Source organism: Sulfurospirillum arcachonense DSM 9755, from assembly GCF_000597725.1.
In the GTDB taxonomy this organism is placed as follows: domain Bacteria; phylum Campylobacterota; class Campylobacteria; order Campylobacterales; family Sulfurospirillaceae; genus Sulfurospirillum_A; species Sulfurospirillum_A arcachonense.
On record NZ_JFBL01000011.1, the window covers coordinates 25,611 to 47,380 of the forward strand.

Annotated in this window: 15 protein-coding genes and 1 tRNA gene; all 16 read left to right on the forward strand. The window is 32.3% G+C overall.

Going from position 1 to position 21,770, the window contains the following annotated elements; all coding sequences use genetic code 11:
* The first annotated feature begins 54 nt into the window (after window positions 1-54).
* The 16 genes from rplA (at window position 55) to K354_RS0109510 (ending at window position 21,769) form a co-directional block, all read left to right on the forward strand.
* On the forward strand, window positions 55-756 hold the full coding sequence (rplA, locus tag K354_RS0109435) for a 50S ribosomal protein L1 (protein ID WP_024955250.1): 702 nt from the start codon (window positions 55-57) through the stop codon (window positions 754-756).
* A 153-nt stretch (window positions 757-909) separates the two neighbouring features.
* Window positions 910-1,395, forward strand: a complete 486-nt coding sequence (rplJ, locus tag K354_RS0109440) for a 50S ribosomal protein L10 (protein WP_024955251.1) — start codon at window positions 910-912, stop codon at window positions 1,393-1,395.
* 141 nt (window positions 1,396-1,536) lie between these two features.
* A complete protein-coding gene (gene rplL / locus K354_RS0109445; protein WP_024955252.1) occupies window positions 1,537-1,911 on the forward strand; it encodes a 50S ribosomal protein L7/L12 in 375 nt (124 codons plus the stop codon).
* 131 nt (window positions 1,912-2,042) lie between these two features.
* Window positions 2,043-6,197 (forward strand): DNA-directed RNA polymerase subunit beta, encoded by a 4,155-nt coding sequence (gene rpoB / locus K354_RS0109450; RefSeq protein WP_024955253.1) that lies wholly within the window; start codon window positions 2,043-2,045, stop codon window positions 6,195-6,197.
* A complete protein-coding gene (gene rpoC, locus K354_RS0109455; RefSeq protein WP_024955254.1) occupies window positions 6,175-10,698 on the forward strand; it encodes a DNA-directed RNA polymerase subunit beta' in 4,524 nt (1,507 codons plus the stop codon). The genes rpoB and rpoC overlap by 23 nt, the downstream gene beginning before the upstream one ends.
* A gap of 237 nt (window positions 10,699-10,935) precedes the next feature.
* Window positions 10,936-11,307 carry a 30S ribosomal protein S12 gene (gene rpsL, locus K354_RS0109460; RefSeq protein ID WP_024955255.1) on the forward strand — a complete coding sequence of 124 codons (372 nt, stop codon included), beginning with the start codon at window positions 10,936-10,938 and terminating at the stop codon, window positions 11,305-11,307.
* 75 nt (window positions 11,308-11,382) lie between these two features.
* Complete coding sequence (rpsG, locus tag K354_RS0109465) at window positions 11,383-11,853, forward strand: 30S ribosomal protein S7 (protein WP_024955256.1); 471 nt, start codon at window positions 11,383-11,385, stop codon at window positions 11,851-11,853.
* An 81-nt stretch (window positions 11,854-11,934) separates the two neighbouring features.
* Window positions 11,935-14,013: an elongation factor G gene (gene fusA, locus K354_RS0109470; protein WP_024955257.1), complete on the forward strand. Its 2,079-nt coding sequence runs from the start codon at window positions 11,935-11,937 to the stop codon at window positions 14,011-14,013.
* A gap of 73 nt (window positions 14,014-14,086) precedes the next feature.
* Window positions 14,087-14,163 (forward strand) — tRNA-Arg (locus K354_RS0109475).
* A gap of 138 nt (window positions 14,164-14,301) precedes the next feature.
* On the forward strand, window positions 14,302-15,810 hold the full coding sequence (locus tag K354_RS0109480; protein ID WP_024955258.1) for an NADH-quinone oxidoreductase subunit G: 1,509 nt from the start codon (window positions 14,302-14,304) through the stop codon (window positions 15,808-15,810).
* The gene (locus tag K354_RS0109485; protein ID WP_024955259.1) at window positions 15,807-17,090 is read left to right on the forward strand and encodes a complex I subunit 1/NuoH family protein; all 1,284 of its coding nucleotides are present in this window, start codon (window positions 15,807-15,809) and stop codon (window positions 17,088-17,090) included. Before K354_RS0109480 ends, K354_RS0109485 begins: the two co-directional genes overlap by 4 nt.
* Before the next feature lies 1 nt (window position 17,091).
* The gene (locus K354_RS0109490) at window positions 17,092-17,595 is read left to right on the forward strand and encodes a NuoI/complex I 23 kDa subunit family protein (RefSeq protein WP_024955260.1); all 504 of its coding nucleotides are present in this window, start codon (window positions 17,092-17,094) and stop codon (window positions 17,593-17,595) included.
* On the forward strand, window positions 17,592-18,098 hold the full coding sequence (locus tag K354_RS0109495; protein ID WP_024955261.1) for an NADH-quinone oxidoreductase subunit J family protein: 507 nt from the start codon (window positions 17,592-17,594) through the stop codon (window positions 18,096-18,098). The genes K354_RS0109490 and K354_RS0109495 overlap by 4 nt, the downstream gene beginning before the upstream one ends.
* Window positions 18,094-18,411 carry an NADH-quinone oxidoreductase subunit NuoK gene (nuoK, locus tag K354_RS0109500; protein WP_024955262.1) on the forward strand — a complete coding sequence of 106 codons (318 nt, stop codon included), beginning with the start codon at window positions 18,094-18,096 and terminating at the stop codon, window positions 18,409-18,411. The genes K354_RS0109495 and nuoK overlap by 5 nt, the downstream gene beginning before the upstream one ends.
* Entirely contained in the window at window positions 18,404-20,290 is a 1,887-nt protein-coding gene (nuoL, locus tag K354_RS0109505; RefSeq protein WP_024955263.1) for an NADH-quinone oxidoreductase subunit L, read from the forward strand. The genes nuoK and nuoL overlap by 8 nt, the downstream gene beginning before the upstream one ends.
* Window positions 20,291-20,293: 3 nt before the next feature.
* A complete protein-coding gene (locus K354_RS0109510; RefSeq protein ID WP_024955264.1) occupies window positions 20,294-21,769 on the forward strand; it encodes a complex I subunit 4 family protein in 1,476 nt (491 codons plus the stop codon).
* Window position 21,770 lies beyond the last annotated feature (1 nt).

Genomic DNA, 21,770 nt, shown 5'->3' on the forward strand with positions numbered 1-21,770 from the left:
TTTCCCTTAACCGCTTAGGGTATAAAGCGGAAGCAAAATTGTGCGGAGATGATAATGGCAAAAGTAACAAAAAGATTTCAGGAACTACTGAAAAAAGTTGATGCTGAAAAAAAATATTCAGCAGCAGAAGCTTTAACTACAGTAAAAAGTTTAGCTTCAGCAAAATTTGATGAAACGGTTGAGATTGCATTAAAACTTAATGTTGATCCAAGACATGCTGATCAGATGGTACGTGGTTCTGTTGTATTACCAGCAGGAACAGGTAAAACTGTTAGAGTTGCAGTTGTAGCAAAAGATGCAAAAGCAGACGAAGCAAAAGCAGCTGGTGCTGACATAGTTGGCGCAGAAGAACTAATTGATGATATTCAAGCTGGTAAAATTGACTTTGATGTTTTAATAGCTACACCTAATATGATGGGTTTAGTTGGTAAAGTAGGACGTATATTAGGACCAAAAGGTATTATGCCTAATCCTAAAACAGGTACTGTAACTATGGATGTAGCAAAAGCAGTTGAAAATTCTAAAGGTGGACAAGTAAACTTCCGTGTTGATAAACAAGGTAATGTTCATGCTGGAATTGGAAAAGTAAGCTTTGATGAAGCGAGTTTGACTGATAACTTTATGACATTCATGAGAGCAATCAACAAACAAAAACCTGCTTCGTCAAAAGGTAAATATATTAAAACTGCGGCACTTTCATTAACAATGAGTCCATCTATAAATATGGATAACCAAGAATTAATAGATTTAAAATAATAAAATAGATATCTAAAATTTAGCTCGAACAGTTTCGAGCTAAAAAATTTAAATGTAATAAAATCTTGATTGGAGATAGTTGAGACCTTAGGGTTTAATTTAAAAGGAGACTTTTAACTCCACTTGAAATCACCGGTCGGAAAGGAGAAAAAATTGACTAGAAATGAAAAAGTTGAAATTGTTAGTTCACTAACAGAAGAATTTAAAACTTCCGACGCATTAGTTGTTTGTGAATACAAAGGATTAAACGTACCTGCGCTTGAAGAGCTTAGAATAGCTGCTAAAGAAGCGGGCGTTAATGTTAGAGTAATCAAAAACACATTAGCAGGTATTGCTATGAAAAATGCTGACATTGAAGGAATTGAGCTTAAAGACACAAACATTTTTGTTTGGGGCGAAGATCAATTAAATGTAACAAAAGTTGTATCTAAATTTGCTGAAAAATCAGATATATTTGCTATTAAAACAGCATTTATCGCTGGTGAAATTGCAACTGCTGCAACTGTTGAAGCACTATCTAAAATGCCATCTCGTGATGAGCTTATTGGAATGTTACTTCAAACTTGGATGGCTCCTGTTACAAACTTTACTATCGGACTTGATGCTCTTAGAGCAAAAAAAGAAGAAGAATCTGCATAATTCCTTTTACATGTAAAGGAAACAGATTGTTAATGTAAAGAAAATTAGGCTTAAGTTCAAGGCGTTTGCCTTAGCTTTAGAAAGAAGAATTTTAAAGGACTTATTCCCTTTAAAATAAGAAATAAATATATAGGAAATGAAATGGCAATTTCAAAAGAAGACGTATTAGAATATATTTCAGGTCTAAGTGTACTTGAATTAAGTGAATTAGTAAAAGAATTTGAAGAGAAGTTTGGTGTATCTGCTGCTCCAGTTATGATGGCTGGTGGTGCTGGTGGAGATGCTGGTGCTGCTGCTGAAGAAAAAACTGAGTTTGACGTAATTTTAGTAGACGCTGGTGCTAAGAAAATTAACGCTATTAAAGCTGTTCGTGCTATTACAGGTCTTGGACTTAAAGAAGCAAAAGAAGCAGTTGAAGGCGCTCCAACTACACTTAAAGAAGGTGTATCTAAAGAAGACGCTGAAGAAGTTGCTAAGCAATTAGAAGAAGCTGGTGCAAAAGCTGAAATTAAGTAATTTCAAAACTTGCAATATTGGGGAGTGTATGCTCCCCAACAAAATAAGTAAAAATAGACTAGTCGTGAAAAAAGCTGTCAATAATGACAGCAAAAATACTTTCCTTTTAAACAACTACACGAGGTAGACTCATGTTAAACAACCTTAAATCTGGAAATCGCTTAAGAGTAGATTTCTCCAAAGTACCAAGAAAGATTGATGTACCGAACCTTCTACAATTACAACAAAAAAGTTATGAATACTTTTTAAATGTTGGTAATCCTGCAGAAGAGAGTGGTATTGAAAAAGTTTTTAAATCAATATTCCCTATCCATGACCCACAAAATAGACTCTCTTTAGAGTATATTGGTTCTGAAATAGGTAAACCTAAATATAATGTTCGTGAATGTATGGACAGAGGATTAACTTATAGTGTTAATCTTAAGATGAATATTCGTCTTATATTGTGGGATAAAGATGAAAAAACTGGCGAAAAAGCCGGTGTTAAAGACATTAAAGAACAAGCAATATTTATAAGAGAAATTCCTCTAATGACAGATAGAACATCTTTTGTTATTAATGGAGTTGAAAGAGTTGTTGTTAATCAACTACACCGTAGCCCTGGCGTTATTTTCAAAGAAGAAGAGAGCTCAACTGTTGTAAATAAACTTATTTATACTGCTCAAATCATTCCTGATCGTGGATCATGGTTATATTTTGAATATGATGCTAAAGATACTTTATTTGTTAGAATTAATAAACGTAGAAAAGTACCAATTACAATACTCTTTAGAGCATTAGGTTATAGTAAACAAGATATTTTAAAACTATTTTACCCAGTTTTAAATATAAAAATAAAAGATAATAAATTCTTAATGAATTTTGAACCAGAAAATTTTGTAGGTAGAGTAGATTTTGATCTTAAAGATGAAAATGGTAATTTATTACTTGCAGCGGGTAAAAGACTTACTAAGAAAAAAGCAGAAAAAATAGTAGAAGATGGTGTTAAATATATTGAATACCCTGTTGAAACTTTAGTCAATAGATTTTTATCTTCACCTATTATTGATAATGAAAGTGGAGAAGTATTATTTGATACTTTAACACAATTAGATGAAACAAAATTAACAAAAATGATTGAACAAGGTTGTGAAACAATTGAAATAGCAAATGATTTGGCACCTGGTGTTGATGATGCTATTATTAATTCATTCATTGCAGATAATGAAACTTTAAAACTTTTACGTCAAACTGAAGGTATTGAAGATGAAAATGATTTAGCAACTATCAGAATTTATAAAGTAATGAGACCTGGTGAGCCTGTAACAAAAGAGGCAGCTAAGTCATTCTTTAATGATCTATTCTTTAATTCTGAAAGATATGACTTAACGAAAGTTGGTCGTATGAAAATGAATCATAAACTTGGTCTTGATGTTCCTGAATTTGTAACTATCATGACAAGTGAAGATATTATTAGAACTGTTAAATATTTGATTAATGTTAAGAATGGTCAAGGCCATATTGATGATAGAGATCACTTAGGTAATAGACGTATTAGATCAATTGGTGAGCTTCTTTCAAATGAACTTCATACGGGTTTAATCAAAATGCAAAAAGCTATCAGAGATAAATTCACTGGACTTAGTGGTGGTACTGAAGAGCTTATGCCTCATGATTTGATTAATTCAAAAATGATTACTAGTACTATTATGGAATTCTTTTCAAGTGGACAGCTTTCACAATTTATGGACCAAACAAATCCATTAAGTGAAATTACTCATAAAAGAAGACTTTCTGCACTTGGTGAAGGTGGTCTTGTAAAAGAGAGAGCGGGATTTGAAGTACGTGACGTTCATCCTACTCACTATGGTAGAATTTGTCCAGTAGAAACTCCTGAGGGACAAAATATTGGTCTTATTAATACTTTAGCAATGTATTCTAAAGTGAATGAGCTAGGTTTTGTTGAAGCACCATATAGAAAAGTAAAAGATTCTAAAATTTTAGATGAAATTGTTTATATTACTGCAACTCAAGAAGAAGGTTTGGTAATCGCACCAGCTTCTACTGTTGTTGAAAATGATAAAATAGTTGAAGATTTAATTGAAGCTAGAGTAGATGGTGAGATTATTCTTATTGAAAAAGAAAAAGTTGATTTAATTGATTTATCTTCAGGAATGATTGCTGGTGTTGCAGCTTCATTGATTCCTTTCCTTGAGCATGATGATGCCAACCGTGCACTTATGGGTTCAAACATGCAACGTCAAGCTGTTCCATTAGTTTGGACAGATGCTCCAATGGTAGGAACGGGTGTTGAAGCTACTTCTGCTCGTGATGCTTGGGCATCTATTAAGGCAAGAAGATCTGGTATTGTTGAAAAAGTAGATAATAAAAATGTATATATTTTAGGTGAAGATGAAAATGGTGCTTTTATAGATCATTATGGATTACAAAAGAACTTAAGAACTAACCAAAATACAACATTTACTCAAAAAGTTATCGTCCAACAAGGCGCTAAGATTGAAAAAGGCGATGTAATCGCTGATGGTCCTAGTATGGATATGGGTGAGCTTGCAATTGGTAAAAATGTAATGGTTGCATTTATGCCATGGAATGGTTATAACTTTGAAGATGCTATTGTTCTTAGTAAAAAGATGATAAGAAACGATGCATTTACAAGTGTTCATACCTATGAAAAAGAGATTGAAGCTAGAGAACTTAAAGACGGTGTTGAAGAGATTACTAAAGATATTCCTAATGTTAAAGAAGAAGATTTAGCTCATCTTGATGATAGTGGTATTGTTAAGATTGGTACTTATATTAAACCAGGAATGATTTTAGTAGGAAAAGTATCTCCTAAAGGTGAAGTTAAACCTACACCAGAAGAGAGACTACTTCGTGCAATCTTTGGTGAAAAAGCTGGTCACGTTGTAAATAAATCTATGTATGCTTCTCCATCTATGGAAGGTGTTATTGTAGATGTTAAAATATTTACAAAAAAAGGATATGATAAAGATCCTCGTGCAATTCAAGCTTATGAAGAAGAAAAAGAGATTTTAGATAGAGAACATCACGATAAACTACTTATGTTGGATCGTGAAGAGATGTTGCAAATCAACTCTTTATTATCTAAAAATACTCTTAATGAAGAACAAGAAGTTAATAAAGTAGCTTATAAAAAAGGCGATACTATTAATCCTTGCGATTTAGAACATGTAAACCGTTTTTCATTAAATGCTATTGTAAAAGCATTTTCAAATGAAGTACAAAATGATTATAAAAACTTAAAAGCTTATTTTCAAGCAGAAAAGAAAAAGTTAAAAGAAGAGCATGATGACAAATTAAATGTTATTGAAAAAGATGATATTTTACCAAGTGGTGTAGTAAAACTAGTAAAAGTTTATATCGCAACAAAGCGTAAGCTAAAAGTTGGTGATAAAATGGCTGGTCGTCATGGTAATAAAGGTATCGTTTCTAATATCGTTGAAGAAGTTGATATGCCTTACCTAAAAACAGGTGAGAGTGTAGAAATTGTTCTTAATCCACTTGGTGTTCCAAGTCGTATGAATATTGGACAAATTCTTGAGGTACATTTAGGTTTAGTCGGTAAGCGTTTAGGAAATCAAATTACAGATATCTTTGAAGAGAAAAAAGGTAACTGGATTAAAGATTTACGTGAAACTATGATAAGAATTGCAGATGTTGCAAAACTTATGAATGCAAAAGCTTTTGTTGATGCTTTAAGTGATGATGAACTTTTAGTTTATGCAAGAGATTGGAGTAAAGGTGTTAAATTTGCCGCTCCTGTATTTGAAGGTACAAACGCAGAAGAATTTGCTAAATTATTTGAATTAGCAAAAATAGATATGGATGGAAAGTGCGAACTTTACGATGGTAAAACTGGTGATAAAATGAAAGAGCGTGTTAATGTAGGTTACATGTATATGCTTAAACTTCATCACTTAGTTGACGAAAAAGTTCATGCAAGAAGTACAGGACCATACTCACTAGTAACACAACAACCAGTTGGTGGTAAAGCACTATTTGGTGGACAAAGATTTGGTGAGATGGAAGTATGGGCACTTGAAGCATATGGTGCAGCACATACTTTAAGAGAGATGTTAACAGTAAAATCTGATGATGTAGAAGGTAGAATTGCTGCGTATAAAGCAATTACTCGAGGGGAAAGTATTCCTCCAACAGGTATACCAGAAACATTTTTTGTATTAACAAATGAGTTGAAGTCATTGGCTTTAGATGTAGAGATTTATGACAAGGTGGAAGAGAATGAAGAATCTAGTACCAATTGAAATTCATGAAGAGAGCAGACCTAGAGACTTTAAAGCGTTTCAATTAAGACTGGCTAGTCCTGAAAAGATTCGTTCTTGGAGTTATGGAGAAGTTAAAAAACCAGAAACAATAAATTACCGTACGCTTAAACCAGAACGTGACGGTCTTTTTTGTGCAAAGATTTTTGGACCAGTTCGTGAGTATGAATGTCTTTGTGGTAAATATAAAAAAATGCGTTATAAAGGCGTAAAATGTGAAAAATGTGGAGTTGAAGTAACAAGTACTAAAGTTCGTCGTTCACGTATGGGACATATAGAATTAGTAGCTCCAGTTGCACATATTTGGTATGTTAATTCACTACCTAGTAGAATTGGTACGCTTCTTGGAATCAAGATGAAAGATCTTGAACGCGTACTATACTATGAAGCATATATTGTTAAAGCTTCAGGTGATGCATTTTATGATACTGAAAACACAAAAAAAGTTGAAAAGTATGATGTTTTAAATGAAGAACAATATCAATCTTTAAATCAAAGATTTGAGCATACTGGCTTCGAAGCAAACATGGGTGGTACAATTGTTAAAGAACTTTTAGCTGATTTAGATCTTATTGAAATTTTAGCAACTCTAAAAGAAGAGATGGGTATAACAAATTCTGAAGCAAAGAAAAAAACAATTGTAAAAAGATTGAAAATTGTTGAAGCATTTTTAAATAGTGGTAATCGTCCTGAGTGGATGATGATAACTATATTACCAGTTCTTCCACCAGATTTAAGACCTCTTGTTTCACTAGATGGTGGAAAATTTGCTGTAAGTGATGTAAATGATCTTTATAGAAGAGTAATTAATAGAAACTCTAGATTAAAAAGATTGATGGAACTTGATGCTCCTGAAATTATCATCCGTAATGAGATGAGAATGCTTCAAGAAGCAGTAGATGCACTATTTGATAATGGTCGTCGTGCAAATGCTGTTAAAGGAGCTAATAAGCGTCCTTTAAAATCACTTTCTGAAATAATTAAAGGTAAACAAGGACGTTTCCGTCAAAATTTACTTGGAAAGCGTGTTGACTTTAGTGGTCGTTCTGTAATTGTTGTTGGACCAAATTTAAAGATGGACCAATGTGGTCTTCCAAAGCTAATGGCATTGGAACTTTTTAAACCACATTTACTTGCAAGTCTTGAAGAAAAAGGGTATGCAACAACTATTAAACAAGCGAAGAAGTTAATAGAAGAGAAAACAAATGAAGTATGGGAATGTTTAGCAGAAGTGGTTAAAGATCACCCTGTTATGCTAAATCGTGCACCAACGCTTCATAAGTTATCGATTCAAGCATTCCATCCAGTACTTATTGAAGGTAAAGCAATTCGTCTTCACCCACTTGTATGTTCAGCATTTAATGCCGACTTTGATGGGGATCAGATGGCTGTTCACGTGCCTTTAAGTCATGAAGCAATCGCAGAGTGTAAAGTATTGATGCTAAGTTCTATGAATATCTTACTTCCAGCAAGTGGTAAAGCGATTACAGTTCCAACACAAGATATGGTACTTGGTCTTTATTATCTTTCATTAGAAAAAATTGGTGCAAAAGGTTCTAATAAAATCTTCGCTAATGTTGATGAAGTTATAATAGCAATGGAAGCTGGATATTTAGAAGCACATGCAAAAATAAAAACAGTAATAGATGGAAGAACTTTGTTTACAACTGCTGGTAGATTAATTCTTAAATCAATTTTACCAGAGTTTGTTCCAGAAGAATTTTGGAATACTGTTATGAAAAAGAAAAAAATTGGTGCTTTAGTTGATTATGTATTTAAAGAAGGTGGTTTATCTGTAACTGCTGAGTTCTTAGATAATTTAAAAAACCTTGGTTTTAAATATGCAACTGATGCAGGGATTTCTGTTTCAATTGATGACATTAAAGTTCCTGAAACAAAAGTAGCAAAAGTTGCAGAAGCAAAGAAAAAAGTTAAAGAGATTCAAAAACAGTATAGTTCAGGTCTTTTAACTGAACAAGAGCGTTATAATAAAATTATTGATATTTGGACAGACACAAATAATGATTTAGCATCAGAAATGATGAAATTAACAGAAAGTGATAAAGATGGATTTAACTCTATCTATATGATGGCAGATTCTGGAGCTCGTGGTTCTGCAGCTCAAATTCGTCAGCTTGCTGGTATGCGTGGTCTTATGGCTAAGCCAGATGGTTCAATTATTGAAACACCAATTATTTCTAACTTCCGTGAAGGTCTAAATGTACTTGAGTACTTTATTTCGACGCATGGTGCTAGAAAAGGTCTTGCGGATACTGCGCTTAAGACAGCGAATGCTGGTTATTTGACAAGAAAACTGATTGATGTTGCACAAAATGTTAAAGTTACTATGGATGATTGTGGTACACATGAAGGTGTTGAAATCACAGAAATTACTCATAGTGGTGATTTAATTGAGTCACTTGATGATAGAGCACATGGTAGAGTTCTTGCTGAAGATGTAATTGATTCTATTACAAATGAAGTTCTTTTTACTGAAGGAACTTTAATTGATGAAGAAAAAGCGTTATCATTAAAAGAAGCAGAAATTAAATCTGTTACAATTAGAACACCTATTACATGTAAAGCTAAAAAAGGTGTTTGTGCGAAGTGTTATGGTATTAATCTTGGTGAAGGTACACTTGTTCGTCCTGGTGAAGCTGTAGGTATTATTTCAGCACAATCAATTGGTGAGCCTGGTACACAGCTGACACTAAGAACATTCCATATTGGTGGTACAGCGTCAACTGAAGCACAAGATAGACAAGTAATAGCACAAAAAGAAGGTTTTATTAGATATTATAATATTAAAACTTATCAAACTAAAGATGGTAAAACAATTGTATCGAATCGTAGAAATGCGGCAATTTTACTTGTTGAGCCTAAGATAAAAACGCCAATTTCAGGTGTTATCGATATTGACCATGCTCATGAAGAGATTATTATTACTATTAAAGGTGATAGTGAAAATGTTAAATATAGTTTTAGAAAAAATAATTTAGCAAAACCGAATGAGTTAGCTGGTGTAAGTGGTAAAGTAGAGGGTAAGTTTTATATTCCTTATAATAGTGGAGATACTGTTGATGAAAATGAGAGTATTGTTGAAGTTATAAAAGATGGATGGAATGTTCCTAATCGTATACCATATGCTAGTGAATTAAGAGCAAAAAATGGTGACCCTGTTGTACAAAAGATTTCATCAGGTGCAAATGGAACAGTAAAATATTATCAACTAGTAGGTGATTATCTAGATCGTTATAAAGAAGTTAAAAAAGGCCAGTTAGTAGAAGAAAAAGGGCTTTTTGCTGTTATCGCTGATGCTGAAGATAGAGAAGCAGTTCGTCATTATATTCCTAGAAACTCTATTATTGAAATTGATGATAATACAGAAGTAGAATCAAAGAGTGTTATTGCAAAACCAAGTTCAAATGAACAAATGGTAGTTGCAGAATGGGATCCATATTCAACTCCTGTTATTGCAGAAGTATCTGGTGTTGTAGCATTTGAAGATATTGAACCAGGATATACAGCTGCAGAGCAGTTTGACGAAATCACTGGTGAGAGTAAACTTGTTATTAATGAGTATTTACCAAGTGGCACTAAACCAACAATTGTTATTGCTACAGAAAATGGTGAAATTATTAAGTATTTACTTGAACCTAAAACAGCTATTTTTGTACAAAATGGAGCAACTATTAATATAGCTGATATCATTGGACGTACACCAAAAGCTGCTACAAGATCAAGCGATATTACAGGGGGTCTTCCAAGAGTAAGTGAACTTTTTGAAGCAAGACGTCCTAAAAATGCAACTGTAATTGCCGAAATTGATGGAACAATTAGATTTGGAAAACCACTTCGTTCTAAAGAGAGAATCATTATTGATGCAGAAGATGGAACAAGTGCAGAGTACCTTGTTAACAAGAATATACCAATTCATGTTAGTACAGGTGAATTTGTACATGCAGGAGAGCACTTAACTGAAGGTGTTGTTTCTAGTCATGATATTTTAAGAATTATGGGTGAAAAAGAACTTCATCGTTACATAATTAGTGAAATTCAGCAAGTTTATCGTTCACAAGGTGTTGCAATTAGTGATAAGCATATTGAAGTTATTGTATCTCAAATGTTGCGTCAAGTTAAAATAGTAGATAGTGGAGATACTAAATTTATAGTTGGTGATTTAATTAGCCGTCGTAAATTTAGAGAAGAAAATGAGCGTATTATGACTATGGGTGGAGAACCTTCAATTGCTGAGCCAACACTTTTAGGTGTAACTCGTGCAGCAATTGGTAGTGATAGTATTATCTCAGCTGCTTCATTCCAAGAAACTACAAAAGTTTTAACAGAAGCTAGTATTGCTGGTAAGATGGATATGCTTGAAGATTTAAAAGAAAATGTTATTCTAGGACGTATGATTCCTGTTGGAACAGGTTTATACCAAAAGAAAAAAATGATTTTAGAATTAGATGAGGAAGAGAGTTAAGTTAAGGGGTTTCCCTTAACTTAATCTTTATTTAATCTAAATTTAAGTAAAATATCGGTTCTCTAAAATCTATTTACACATTAGTACAGTATTTTTTAGTGAATCGATATTTTATGTAATTACTTAAAAATCGATAAATAGCAGTAAAAGTTTTCATGATATGTGAAGCTTTAGTAAGAGGAATTGTGTTTGGATTAGTCTAAATACAAGGAGAAATTAAATAATTAAGGAAAAATCGTGCCAACTATCAACCAATTGGTAAGAAACAACAGAAAAAAGGTGATTAAAAAATCAAAATCACCAGCACTTGATAAGTGTCCTCAAAGAAGAGGTGTTTGTACAAGAGTTTATACTACAACTCCAAAAAAACCTAACTCGGCTTTAAGAAAAGTTGCAAAAGTTAGATTAACTAGTGGATTTGAAGTAATTAGTTATATCGGTGGTGAAGGCCATAACTTACAAGAGCATTCAATTGTTTTAGTTCGTGGCGGTAGAATCAAAGATTTACCAGGTGTTAAGTATCATATCGTTCGTGGTGCACTTGATACTGCTGGTGTTGCTAATAGAAAAGTTGCAAGAAGTAAATACGGTACTAAGAGACCTAAATAATTTTTGCTAAAACAGGTGTTACCCCTTGATTTGGTAACATTTGAGTAAAATTTTAAAATTTGAAGGATTTTATAAATGAGAAGAAGAAAAGCACAGGTAAGAGAAGTATTAGCTGATCCTATCTATAATAACAAAATCGTAACTAAGTTTATTAATTATCTTATGTTAGATGGTAAAAAAAGTACAGCAGCAAAAGTTTTTTATGGTGCTGTTGAGTTAGCAGAACAAAGAAGTGAAAACCAAAAAGGTATTGAAATATTTGAAGCTGCTATTGAAAATGTAAAACCAGTAATGGAAGTTAAAAGTAGAAGAGTTGGTGGTGCAACTTACCAAGTACCTATTGAAGTACGTCCAGTTAGACAACAAGCTCTTGCATTGCGTTGGATAGTATCATTTGCTAGAAAAAGAAGCGAAAGAACTATGGTTGAAAGACTAGCTAATGAGTTATTAGACGCTGCAAATAGTCGTGGTGCAACATTTAAGAAAAAAGAAGATACTTATAAAATGGCTGAAGCTAATAAAGCTTTTGCTCACTATCGTTGGTAAGATGGTGTTTGGGATGTTTGTAAAACAAATGTCCCTCCCTCTCTCTTTCTCGTAAGAGATTATAAACTCAAGGAAATAATTATGGCAAGAAGTCATCCTATACAAAAAGTAAGAAACATTGGTATTGCTGCTCATATTGATGCAGGTAAAACAACTACAACAGAAAGAATTTTATTCTATACAGGAATTTCACATAAAATTGGTGAAGTACATGATGGTGCTGCAACAATGGATTGGATGGAACAAGAAAAAGAGCGTGGTATTACAATTACTTCAGCTGCTACAACTTGTGAATGGAGAAATCACCAAATAAACATTATTGACACTCCGGGTCACGTTGACTTTACTATTGAAGTTGAAAGATCTATGCGTGTTCTTGATGGTGCTGTTGCAGTTTTTTGTGCAGTTGGTGGAGTTCAACCTCAATCTGAAACAGTTTGGAGACAAGCAAATAGATACGAAGTACCAAGAATGGTTTTTGTTAATAAAATGGACCGTACAGGTGCAGATTTTTATGAAGTTGAAAAACAAATTAAAACAAGACTAAAATCAACACCAATTCCTATTCAGATTCCTATTGGAGCTGAAGAGAACTTTAAAGGTGTTGTAGATTTAGTTAAAATGAAAGCACTAATGTGGGAAGATGAAGCTGCAATGGGTTCTGCTTATGAAGAGCAAGAAATTCCAGCTGATTTAGTAGAAAAAGCAAATGAATATAGAGATAGAATGGTTGAAGCAGTATCTGAGACAGATGATGCACTTATGGAAAAATTTCTAGAGGGTGAAGAATTAACTAATGAAGAAATTGCTGCTGGTATTAAAGCTGGTTGTCATGCAATGACTTTTATTCCTATGCTTTGTGGAACTGCATTTAAAAATAAAGGTGTTCAGCCTTTACTTGACGCAGTTGTAGATTATATGCCTTCTCCAACTGAAGTTCATGCAATCAAGGGTGAATATGAAGATGGAAAAGAGTGTGTTGTAGAATCAAGTGATGATGGCGATTTCGCTGCATTAGCATTTAAAATTATGACAGATCCATTTGTTGGGCAACTTGCATTTGTTAGAGTTTACCGTGGTAGTTTAGATAGCGGTAGTTATGCGTATAACAGCTCAAAAGAGAAAAAAGAGAGAGTTGGTCGTCTTCTTAAAATGCATGCAAATAAAAGAGAAGAAATTAAAACACTTTATGCTGGTGAAATAGGTGCTGTTGTTGGTCTTAAAGATACACTAACAGGTGATACACTAACAGGTGAAAAAGATAAAGTAATTTTAGAAAGAATGGACTTTCCAGATCCAGTTATTTCTGTTGCAGTTGAGCCAAAAACAAAAGCTGATCAAGAAAAAATGGGTGTTGCACTTCAAAAACTAGCTCAAGAAGATCCTTCTTTTAGAGTTGAAACTGATGAAGATAGTGGACAAACTATTATTTCAGGTATGGGTGAATTACATCTTGAAATTCTAGTTGATAGAATGATGAGAGAATTTAAAGTAGATGCTGAAGTAGGGCAACCTCAAGTTAGTTATAGAGAAACAATTAAAAAGAGTGTTGAGCAAGAATACAAATATGCTAAACAATCTGGTGGTCGTGGACAGTATGGTCATGTTTATCTTAAACTTGATCCAATGGAAGCGGGTTCTGGTTTTGAATTTGTTAATGCAATTAAAGGTGGATCTGTTCCAAGAGAATTTATTCCAGCTGTTGAAAAAGGTTGTATTGAAGCAATGCAAGGTGGTGTATTAGCTGGTTATCCTGTTGAAGATGTTAAAGTAACACTTTATGATGGAAGCTACCATGATGTTGATTCATCTGAAATGGCATTTAAACTTGCTGCTTCTATGGGTTTCAAAGAAGGTGCTAGAAATGCAAATGCTATTATTCTTGAACCTATGATGAAAGTAGAAGTTGAAACTCCTGAAGATTTTATGGGTGATGTTATTGGTGACCTTAATAGAAGACGTGGACAAATAAATTCAATGGAAGATAGAAGTGGAAATAAGATTGTTAATGCATTCTGCCCACTTTCAGAAATGTTTGGTTACTCAACTGATTTAAGAAGTCAGACTCAAGGTCGTGCTTCTTATTCTATGGAATTTGATCATTATGAAGAAGTTCCTAAGAATGTTGCTGAAGAAATTATCAAAAAGAGAAATGGATAATTTAAATCTATATTGACTCTTAGCCAGATACACTTTTTGTGTATCTGGCTTTTTTTTTGTATATATTTTATATGTCCCGGTAGCTCAGCTGGATAGAGCACTTGATTCCTAATCAAGAGGCCATGCGTTCGAATCGCATTCGGGACACCACTACTTTTATAAAAAATTATTTGCTTTTCTAACCTTTTATTCCTATTAAAAAACACTATGTGTCATTTATATGACAGCTACTTTAAAGAAAGATAGGAGTAAAATTATATCAATTTCCTTCTAAGGATTACTGAACATATGGCAACCATCATAGTTGATAATAAAGAAATTACAGTTGAAAATGGCGCATTACTTATTGAAGAATTGCTAAAGAATGGTATTGAGATTCCTCATTTTTGTTATCATCCAGCTTTGGGAAAAGATGGAAATTGTCGTATGTGCATGGTTGAAATAGAAGGTAAAAAAAGACCACAAATCGCCTGTGACACTCCTATAACTGAAGGTATGATTATTCGTACAAAAGGTGAAAAAATCCAAAAAGTAAAAAGACAAATTTTGGAGATGGAGTTAATAAACCATCCTATTGATTGTCCTATCTGTGATCAAGCTGGTGAGTGTTCATTACAAAATTACTATATGGATGTTGGGTTATATGAGAATAGGCTTAGTACTCCTAAAACACATGGAAAAAAAAATATAGATATTGGTGCTAATGTAGTATTAGATCAAGAACGTTGTGTATTATGTACCCGTTGTGTTAGATTCACAAAAGATATCACAAAAACAAAAGAGTTGGGTGTTTTAAATAGAACAGACCACTCTGTAATTAGTATATTCCCAGGACGTCCCTTATCAAATCCATACGCAATGAATGTAGTAGACTTATGTCCTGTTGGAGCGCTTACAAGTAAAGATTTTAGATTTCATAAAAGAGTATGGTTTTTAGAGCCAGCTGAAGCAATTTGCAATGGCTGTTCAAAAGGTTGTTCTATATATGTAGATCATCATAAAGCTAAATATGAAGATGATTCTATTTTTAGATATAGGCCAAGATTTAATGATCAAATAAATGGATATTTTATCTGTGATGTTGGTAGACTCAGTTATAAAGTAGAGAATAAAAATAGAGAATCAGTTGCTAAAATAAGAGGTAAAGAGAGTGAGTATGAGTATGCAAGTGGTAAACTTTTACGGCTTTTAAAAAGACATCAAGGAAAAATTTTATTTTTAATTTCTCCTTCTCTTTCTTTAGAAGAAATGGCACAAGTAAAAAAATTATCTATTAAATATGGTGCTAAATTAAGCGGTTATGATATTTGTGAATATGATAAAACATTTGGTGATGATTATCTTAAATGCAATGATTTATCAACCAATAGGAGAGGATTGAATCTTTTAGATATTGATGAAAGTGAATTAGGTGAATCAGTAGAAAATATTGATTTGGCTGTTCTTATTGGAAGAGATGATATAGAAACAATTAAAAATTATGAGCAGATTGAGGTAAAAGTTCTTGTTCATCCATCTATGCCAAAAGATAACGACATATATAATTTATACCTACCAATGTTAACACATACAAGTCGTCAAGGCTCTTTTATAAATATAGATGGGTATTTACAATTTAGTAAATCAAATGTTGAATATGCAAAAGAGACTCAAAGTTTATTACAAATTATATCAATCCTTTTAAATGATAATGCAACTACATGTAAAGAAATTTGGGATGAAAGTTTGAATAAAATTATTAAAAATATTCATTTTGAAGATATACAAAAACGCTCTGTGAAAATGGATGAGTCATGAATAGTGTTTTAATAAGTGTTATTGTAATTAATATTGTTATTTCTCTTCTTTTATCTTTAGGTTCGGCTCCTATTCTTGTTTGGATGGAAAGAAGAGTTGCTGGTTTTATTCAAGATCGATTAGGACCAAATAGATGTAATATTGGTGGAGTAAGACTAGGTGGCTTGATTCAATCATTTGCAGATATGTTAAAACTGGTTTTTAAAGAAGATTATAGACCAAATTCTATTAAAGAAAAAATGTTTTTTACTATGGCACCAATGATAGTTTTTGCAACAGCATATCTTACATACATGGTGATTCCTTTTGCAGATGATTTAACTATTGGGAATCAAACTTTTATGATGCAAGGATTACCTTTTGATTTAGGAATACTTTGGTTTTTAGCCTTTGCAGGACTTAGTGTATATGGAATTATTTTGGGTGGTTGGGCAAGTAACAATAAATATTCATTATTAGGTGGAATAAGAGCTGCTGCACAAATGGTTAGTTATGAAGCAGCGATGGGTTTATCGCTTATTTCTATTTTAATAGTATATGGTTCTGTTCATTTAGGAGATATGGTTCGATTTCAAGGAGAACTAATTTTTGGTTTTATTCCAGCTTGGGGAGTTATTATTCAACCGCTTGCTGCAATTTTATTTATCATAACTTCTTTTGCCGAAACAAATCGTGCACCATTTGATATAGCTGAGGGTGAGAGTGAAATAGTGGGTGGATTTCATACAGAATACAGTGCTATGAGATTTGGACTGTTTTTTGTAGGTGAATATGTAGCAATGTGTGCAGCAAGTGCATTAATTGTTACTCTGTTCTTTGGTGGTTATCAAATTCCCTGGTTAAATACTGTAGCTTTGAAAGAATATTTTGATTTTGTGATTATTACTATTGTTGTAGTATTACCAATTATAAGTTTTTATTTTTCTAAATGGATTAAAAAAAATAATATATGGCCTCAAGCAGATGATGCAAGAAATATGGAAGCAAAATGGCTAATTAATATTTTAATAGGCATAAATGTAGTGCTTATTGCTTTAGCGGTGGGATATTTTGTTTTTGGACTAAGTCAAAATGGGCTGAACATCTGTGTAGCTATTTTACAAATAATAACATTTTTTGTAAAGCTATATATGATGAATTTTGTATTTATATGGGTTAGATGGACACTTCCTAGATTTAGATATGATCAGTTACAAAATTTGGGTTGGAAAATACTTTTACCAATAGCTTTAATGAATATATTTATTACAGCTATAGTTGTAGTGGTCTTAGGAGTTTAGCATGGGTATAAAAGTTGTCCCAAGACATGGTAAAAGTTTAAAAGAAAAAATGTATCTTCCTGCAATTGTAGGTGGATTAAAAGTTACTTTTTCTCATTTTTTTACAAATTTAAAAGATACGTCTAATATACAAACACTTAATTATCCTGAAGAACAACCTAAAGATATTACTGAAAGATATAGAGGGGTACATAGGCTAACAAAAAGAGAAGATGACTCTGTTAGATGCGTTGCTTGTTTTATGTGCTCTACTGCCTGTCCTGCTGAATGTATTTTTATAGAAGCAACTGAGAGAGAAGATAACGTCGATGAAAAAATGCCAAAAAAATTTAGCATAGATCTTTTAGAGTGTGTATTTTGTGGAGGTTGTGTTGAAGCTTGTCCTTGTGATGCCATTCGTATGGATACAGGTATTTTTAGTTTCGTAAAAGAAAAAAGAGAAGATTTTGTTGTTGACATAGATACTCTTTTATCACACAAACCTATGAAAGGTGGTAAAAAATGATAGATATAATATTTATAGTTTTATCTATTATTGCTATTAGTGGGGCTATGGGAATGATACTTTTTTCTCAAACTATCTATTCTGCATTAAGCCTTATAGTGACAATTCTTGCACTTGCAGGGGTATTTGCACTTTTGAGTGCACCTTTTTTGTTTATGGTTCAAATAATTATATATGCAGGAGCTATCATAACACTTCTTTTGTTTATTATAATGTTTTTAAATATCAAGGATGATAATTTACCAAGTGAACCTAACAAAATGACTACTATTTTTATAGGAGCGGCTCTTCTTTTACCTTTTAATATACTAGTTCTTAAAGCTTTTTATACACTTCCTAGTAAACCAATGCATATTTTGGGAAAAGATTTTGGCTCAATCAATGATTTTGGAATGGAGCTTTTTAGAAGTTGGTTAGTGCCGTTTGAGCTGATATCAATGCTTCTTTTAGCAGCTCTCATTGGAGCTGTAGTATATGCAAGAAAGGAGAAAGCTAATGATTGATTCGCTTCTTGCGTATATAACACTCGCTATGATACTGTTTTCTATTGGATTTTTAGGAGTAGTGAGTAGAAAAAATATATTTGTAATTTATATGTCTATAGAGTTAATGTTAAATGCTATAAATTTAATATTTGTTAGCCTTGGAAGATATTATGAGTCTATGCAACCTCAAGTTATAGCAATGATAATTATAGCCATTGCAGCAGCAGAAGCTGCGGTCTTTTTATCTTTAATTGTTGTTTTATATAGAAGAAAAAAATCATTAAATTCTGATATATTTACGATTTTGAGCCAAAAGGATTCCCATGAGTAATTTTTTATTGGCATGGATTGTATTAATACCTTTTATAAGTTCTTTTATTATTGGTGTTATGTATTTATACTCAATTAAAGTAGCAAGAGTTCCTAATTTTGTTTTTTCATTATTTGGCTTAAGTGCACCACTTTTGAGTTTTTTATTGGGATTTTCATTTTTTCTTCAAATGATTGGTAATGATGAAATATTTTTATATAAAGCATATAGATGGCTAGAAATAGATGGATATGACATAGATATGGGGTTTATGGCAGATAAATTGTCAATTTTTATGGTTTTATTTATTACTTTTGTAGGGTGGTTAATTCATATTTATGCATCTGGTTATATGAAAGATGATAAGGGCTATGGAAAATTCTTTTTTTATTTTAATTTCTTTTTAGCTTCAATGTTACTTTTAGTTTTAGGACATGGTCCTATTATTATGTTTATGGGTTGGGAAGGTGTTGGTTTTTCATCCTATCTTTTAATTAGCTATTATTATGAAGATGGAGAAAATGTAAAAGCAGGAAATAAAGCTTTTATTGCTAATCGTGTAGGTGATTTTGGCTTTATTGTAGCTATGGTTACTATGTTTTATTATGCAGGAAGTAATGGTTTTGATTTTCTTAATTTAAAAGAAAGTTTGCTTAGTGTACCAGTTCCAGTATTAACTTTTATAGGTTTTTCTTTATTTGTTGGAGCGATAGGAAAATCAGCACAAATACCTTTGTTTGTTTGGTTACCTGATGCTATGGCAGGGCCTACACCTGTTTCAGCACTTATTCATGCTGCTACTATGGTAACAGCAGGTGTTTACATGGTTGCACGATTTCATTTTTTATATGATTTGATTCCTCATGTAGGACTTTTTATAGCTTATGTTGGTGCAATTTCTGCGCTTTTTGCTGCGATAATCGCAACAAAACAGACAGATATTAAAAAAATACTAGCATACTCTACTATGTCACAATTAGGTTATATGTTTATAGCAGTTGGACTTGGTGGGTACAGTGTAGGAATTTTTCATGTATTTACACATGCATTTTTTAAAGCACTTCTTTTTATGGGTGCAGGAGCAGTTATAGTAGCTCTTCATCATGAACAAAATATATTTAAAATGGGTGGTATGAAGAAAAAAACTCCTTTAGTTTATTTTACTATGCTAATAGCAACACTTGCTATATCTGGAATCCCTCCTTTTGCAGGATTTTTTAGTAAAGATGAGATTTTACTTACAGCGTTTAGTTCAGGAGAATACTTACTTTGGATTATTGGTGTTTTTACAGCTATCTTAACAGCTTATTATATGTTTAGACTTTTATTTGTTGTGTTTTATGGTAAAAATTATAAAGAAGATAAAAAGCTTCATTTTTTACCAAAAAGTATGACTACTCCTTTAGTTATTTTAGCTATTGGTTCAATATTAGCAGGGTTTATTGGAATCCCAGAATTGCTGGGTGGAGAAAACTTGATAGGCAGTTGGTTAGGAAATTGGAAAAATAGTTCTTTACATGTAACACACAGTACAGAGATAATACTTATGGTAATAAATATTTTTGCAGCACTTCTTGGTATCTTTATTGCGTATAAAAAGTTTTACATGTATGATATGAAAGAAGTACCAATTTTTACTGGAATTGTTTGGAATAAATTTTATATTGATGAAATATATGATACGTTAATTGTCCATAAAATAAAACAATTAAGTATCTTTATATCATATAAAATAGATGTTCATTTTATAGATAAAATAGTGATGGGACTCTCACGAGGCTTTATTAGAAGTGGGCATTATATTGCAAAGATGCAAAATGCAAATACAAGATTTTATGCATTTACAATGTTAATTGGTATTAGTGTGATATCAACTTATTTAATAATGGTGTTAAGGTAGATTATGGATTTTGGAATACTCTCAGTAATTATATTTTTACCTATGTTTGTGGCTTTCTCACTTTTACTTTTACCAGTGAGTTCAAAGATAACAAGAAATATTGCTTTTATGACGGCTATAGTTATATTATTGCTTGCAGGAATGGTATATTATAATTTTGAACTTACAGGATATATGCAATTTCGTGAACATCATTCATGGATTAGTAGTTATGGAATCAACTATAGTTTAGGAATTGATGGGTTATCGTTGATTATTTTGATGTTAATTGCTACTTTAATACCTTGTGCATATCTTTGGTTATGGGATGGAAGAACAAAGGGTTATTGGGTAAGTATGTTACTTATTCAAACAGGAATTACAGGAACACTTTTTTCTCAAGATTTAATTCTATTTTACTTCTTTTGGGAAGCTATGTTACTTCCAGTTTTTATGATTATAGGTATGTTTGGAACAGGAAATAGAGTTTTTTCAACAATTAAAATTACAGTATATACTATTATGGGCTCTTTGTTTATGTTGATTTGTATTCTTTATTTAGGTGTAGCATTTTTCTATGAGTTTGGTTCATGGAGTTTTGCTTTAAATGATCTTATCCAAATAACAACATTAAGTAGAGCAGAGCAAATATGGTTATTTGCAGGTTTTATGTTAGCTTTTGCTATTAAAATTCCACTTTTTCCATTCCATACTTGGTTACTTGAAACATATTCCAATTCGCCTACAGGGGGAGTTTTTTTACTTTCATCTATTATGGCTAAATTAGGCGTTTATGGAATAGTCCGTTTTGTGATGCCTCTTTTTCCAGAACTTTATAAAGAGTTTGCTCCTTATTTTGTTTGGATTGGTATTTTTGGACTTTTATATTTTGGAATTGCCGCGTTAATGCAAATAAATATAAAAAAGATGTTTGCATACTCTTCTGCTTCACATTTAGGTTTTATTGTAACAGGTATATTCTCTTTAAATGCTTATGGTATGACAGGTGCAGCATATTTAATTATTGCACATGCTATGGCTACTGGAGGGCTATTTTTGCTAATAGGAAAATTAGAATATGATTTAGGTATTAAATCTATTTTAGCTCTTGGTGGGATAGCTAAAAAAGCTCCACTATTTACGGTGTTTTTTGCAATTATGCTTCTTTGTATTGTTGGGCTTCCTGGAACAAATGGATTTGTGAGTGAATTTTTGATTATATTGGGAACTTTTGGATTTAGTCAAAGTGCAGGTATTGTTTCTGCCTTAACAGTTTTAGTTGCAGCAAGTTTTATGTTTTGGTTATTTCAAAGAGCTATTTTACAAGACAATGGTAATGATGTTTCACAAATGAAAGATTTGAATCTCAGAGAAGTTTTAGGAATGTTACCTTTAATCTTTTTAATTATAGGCATGGGTGTATATCCTGATTGGTTTTTTTATAAAATAGAACCAACTATACAGCACTATTTAATTGATATTTTAGAGATAAGGACATAAT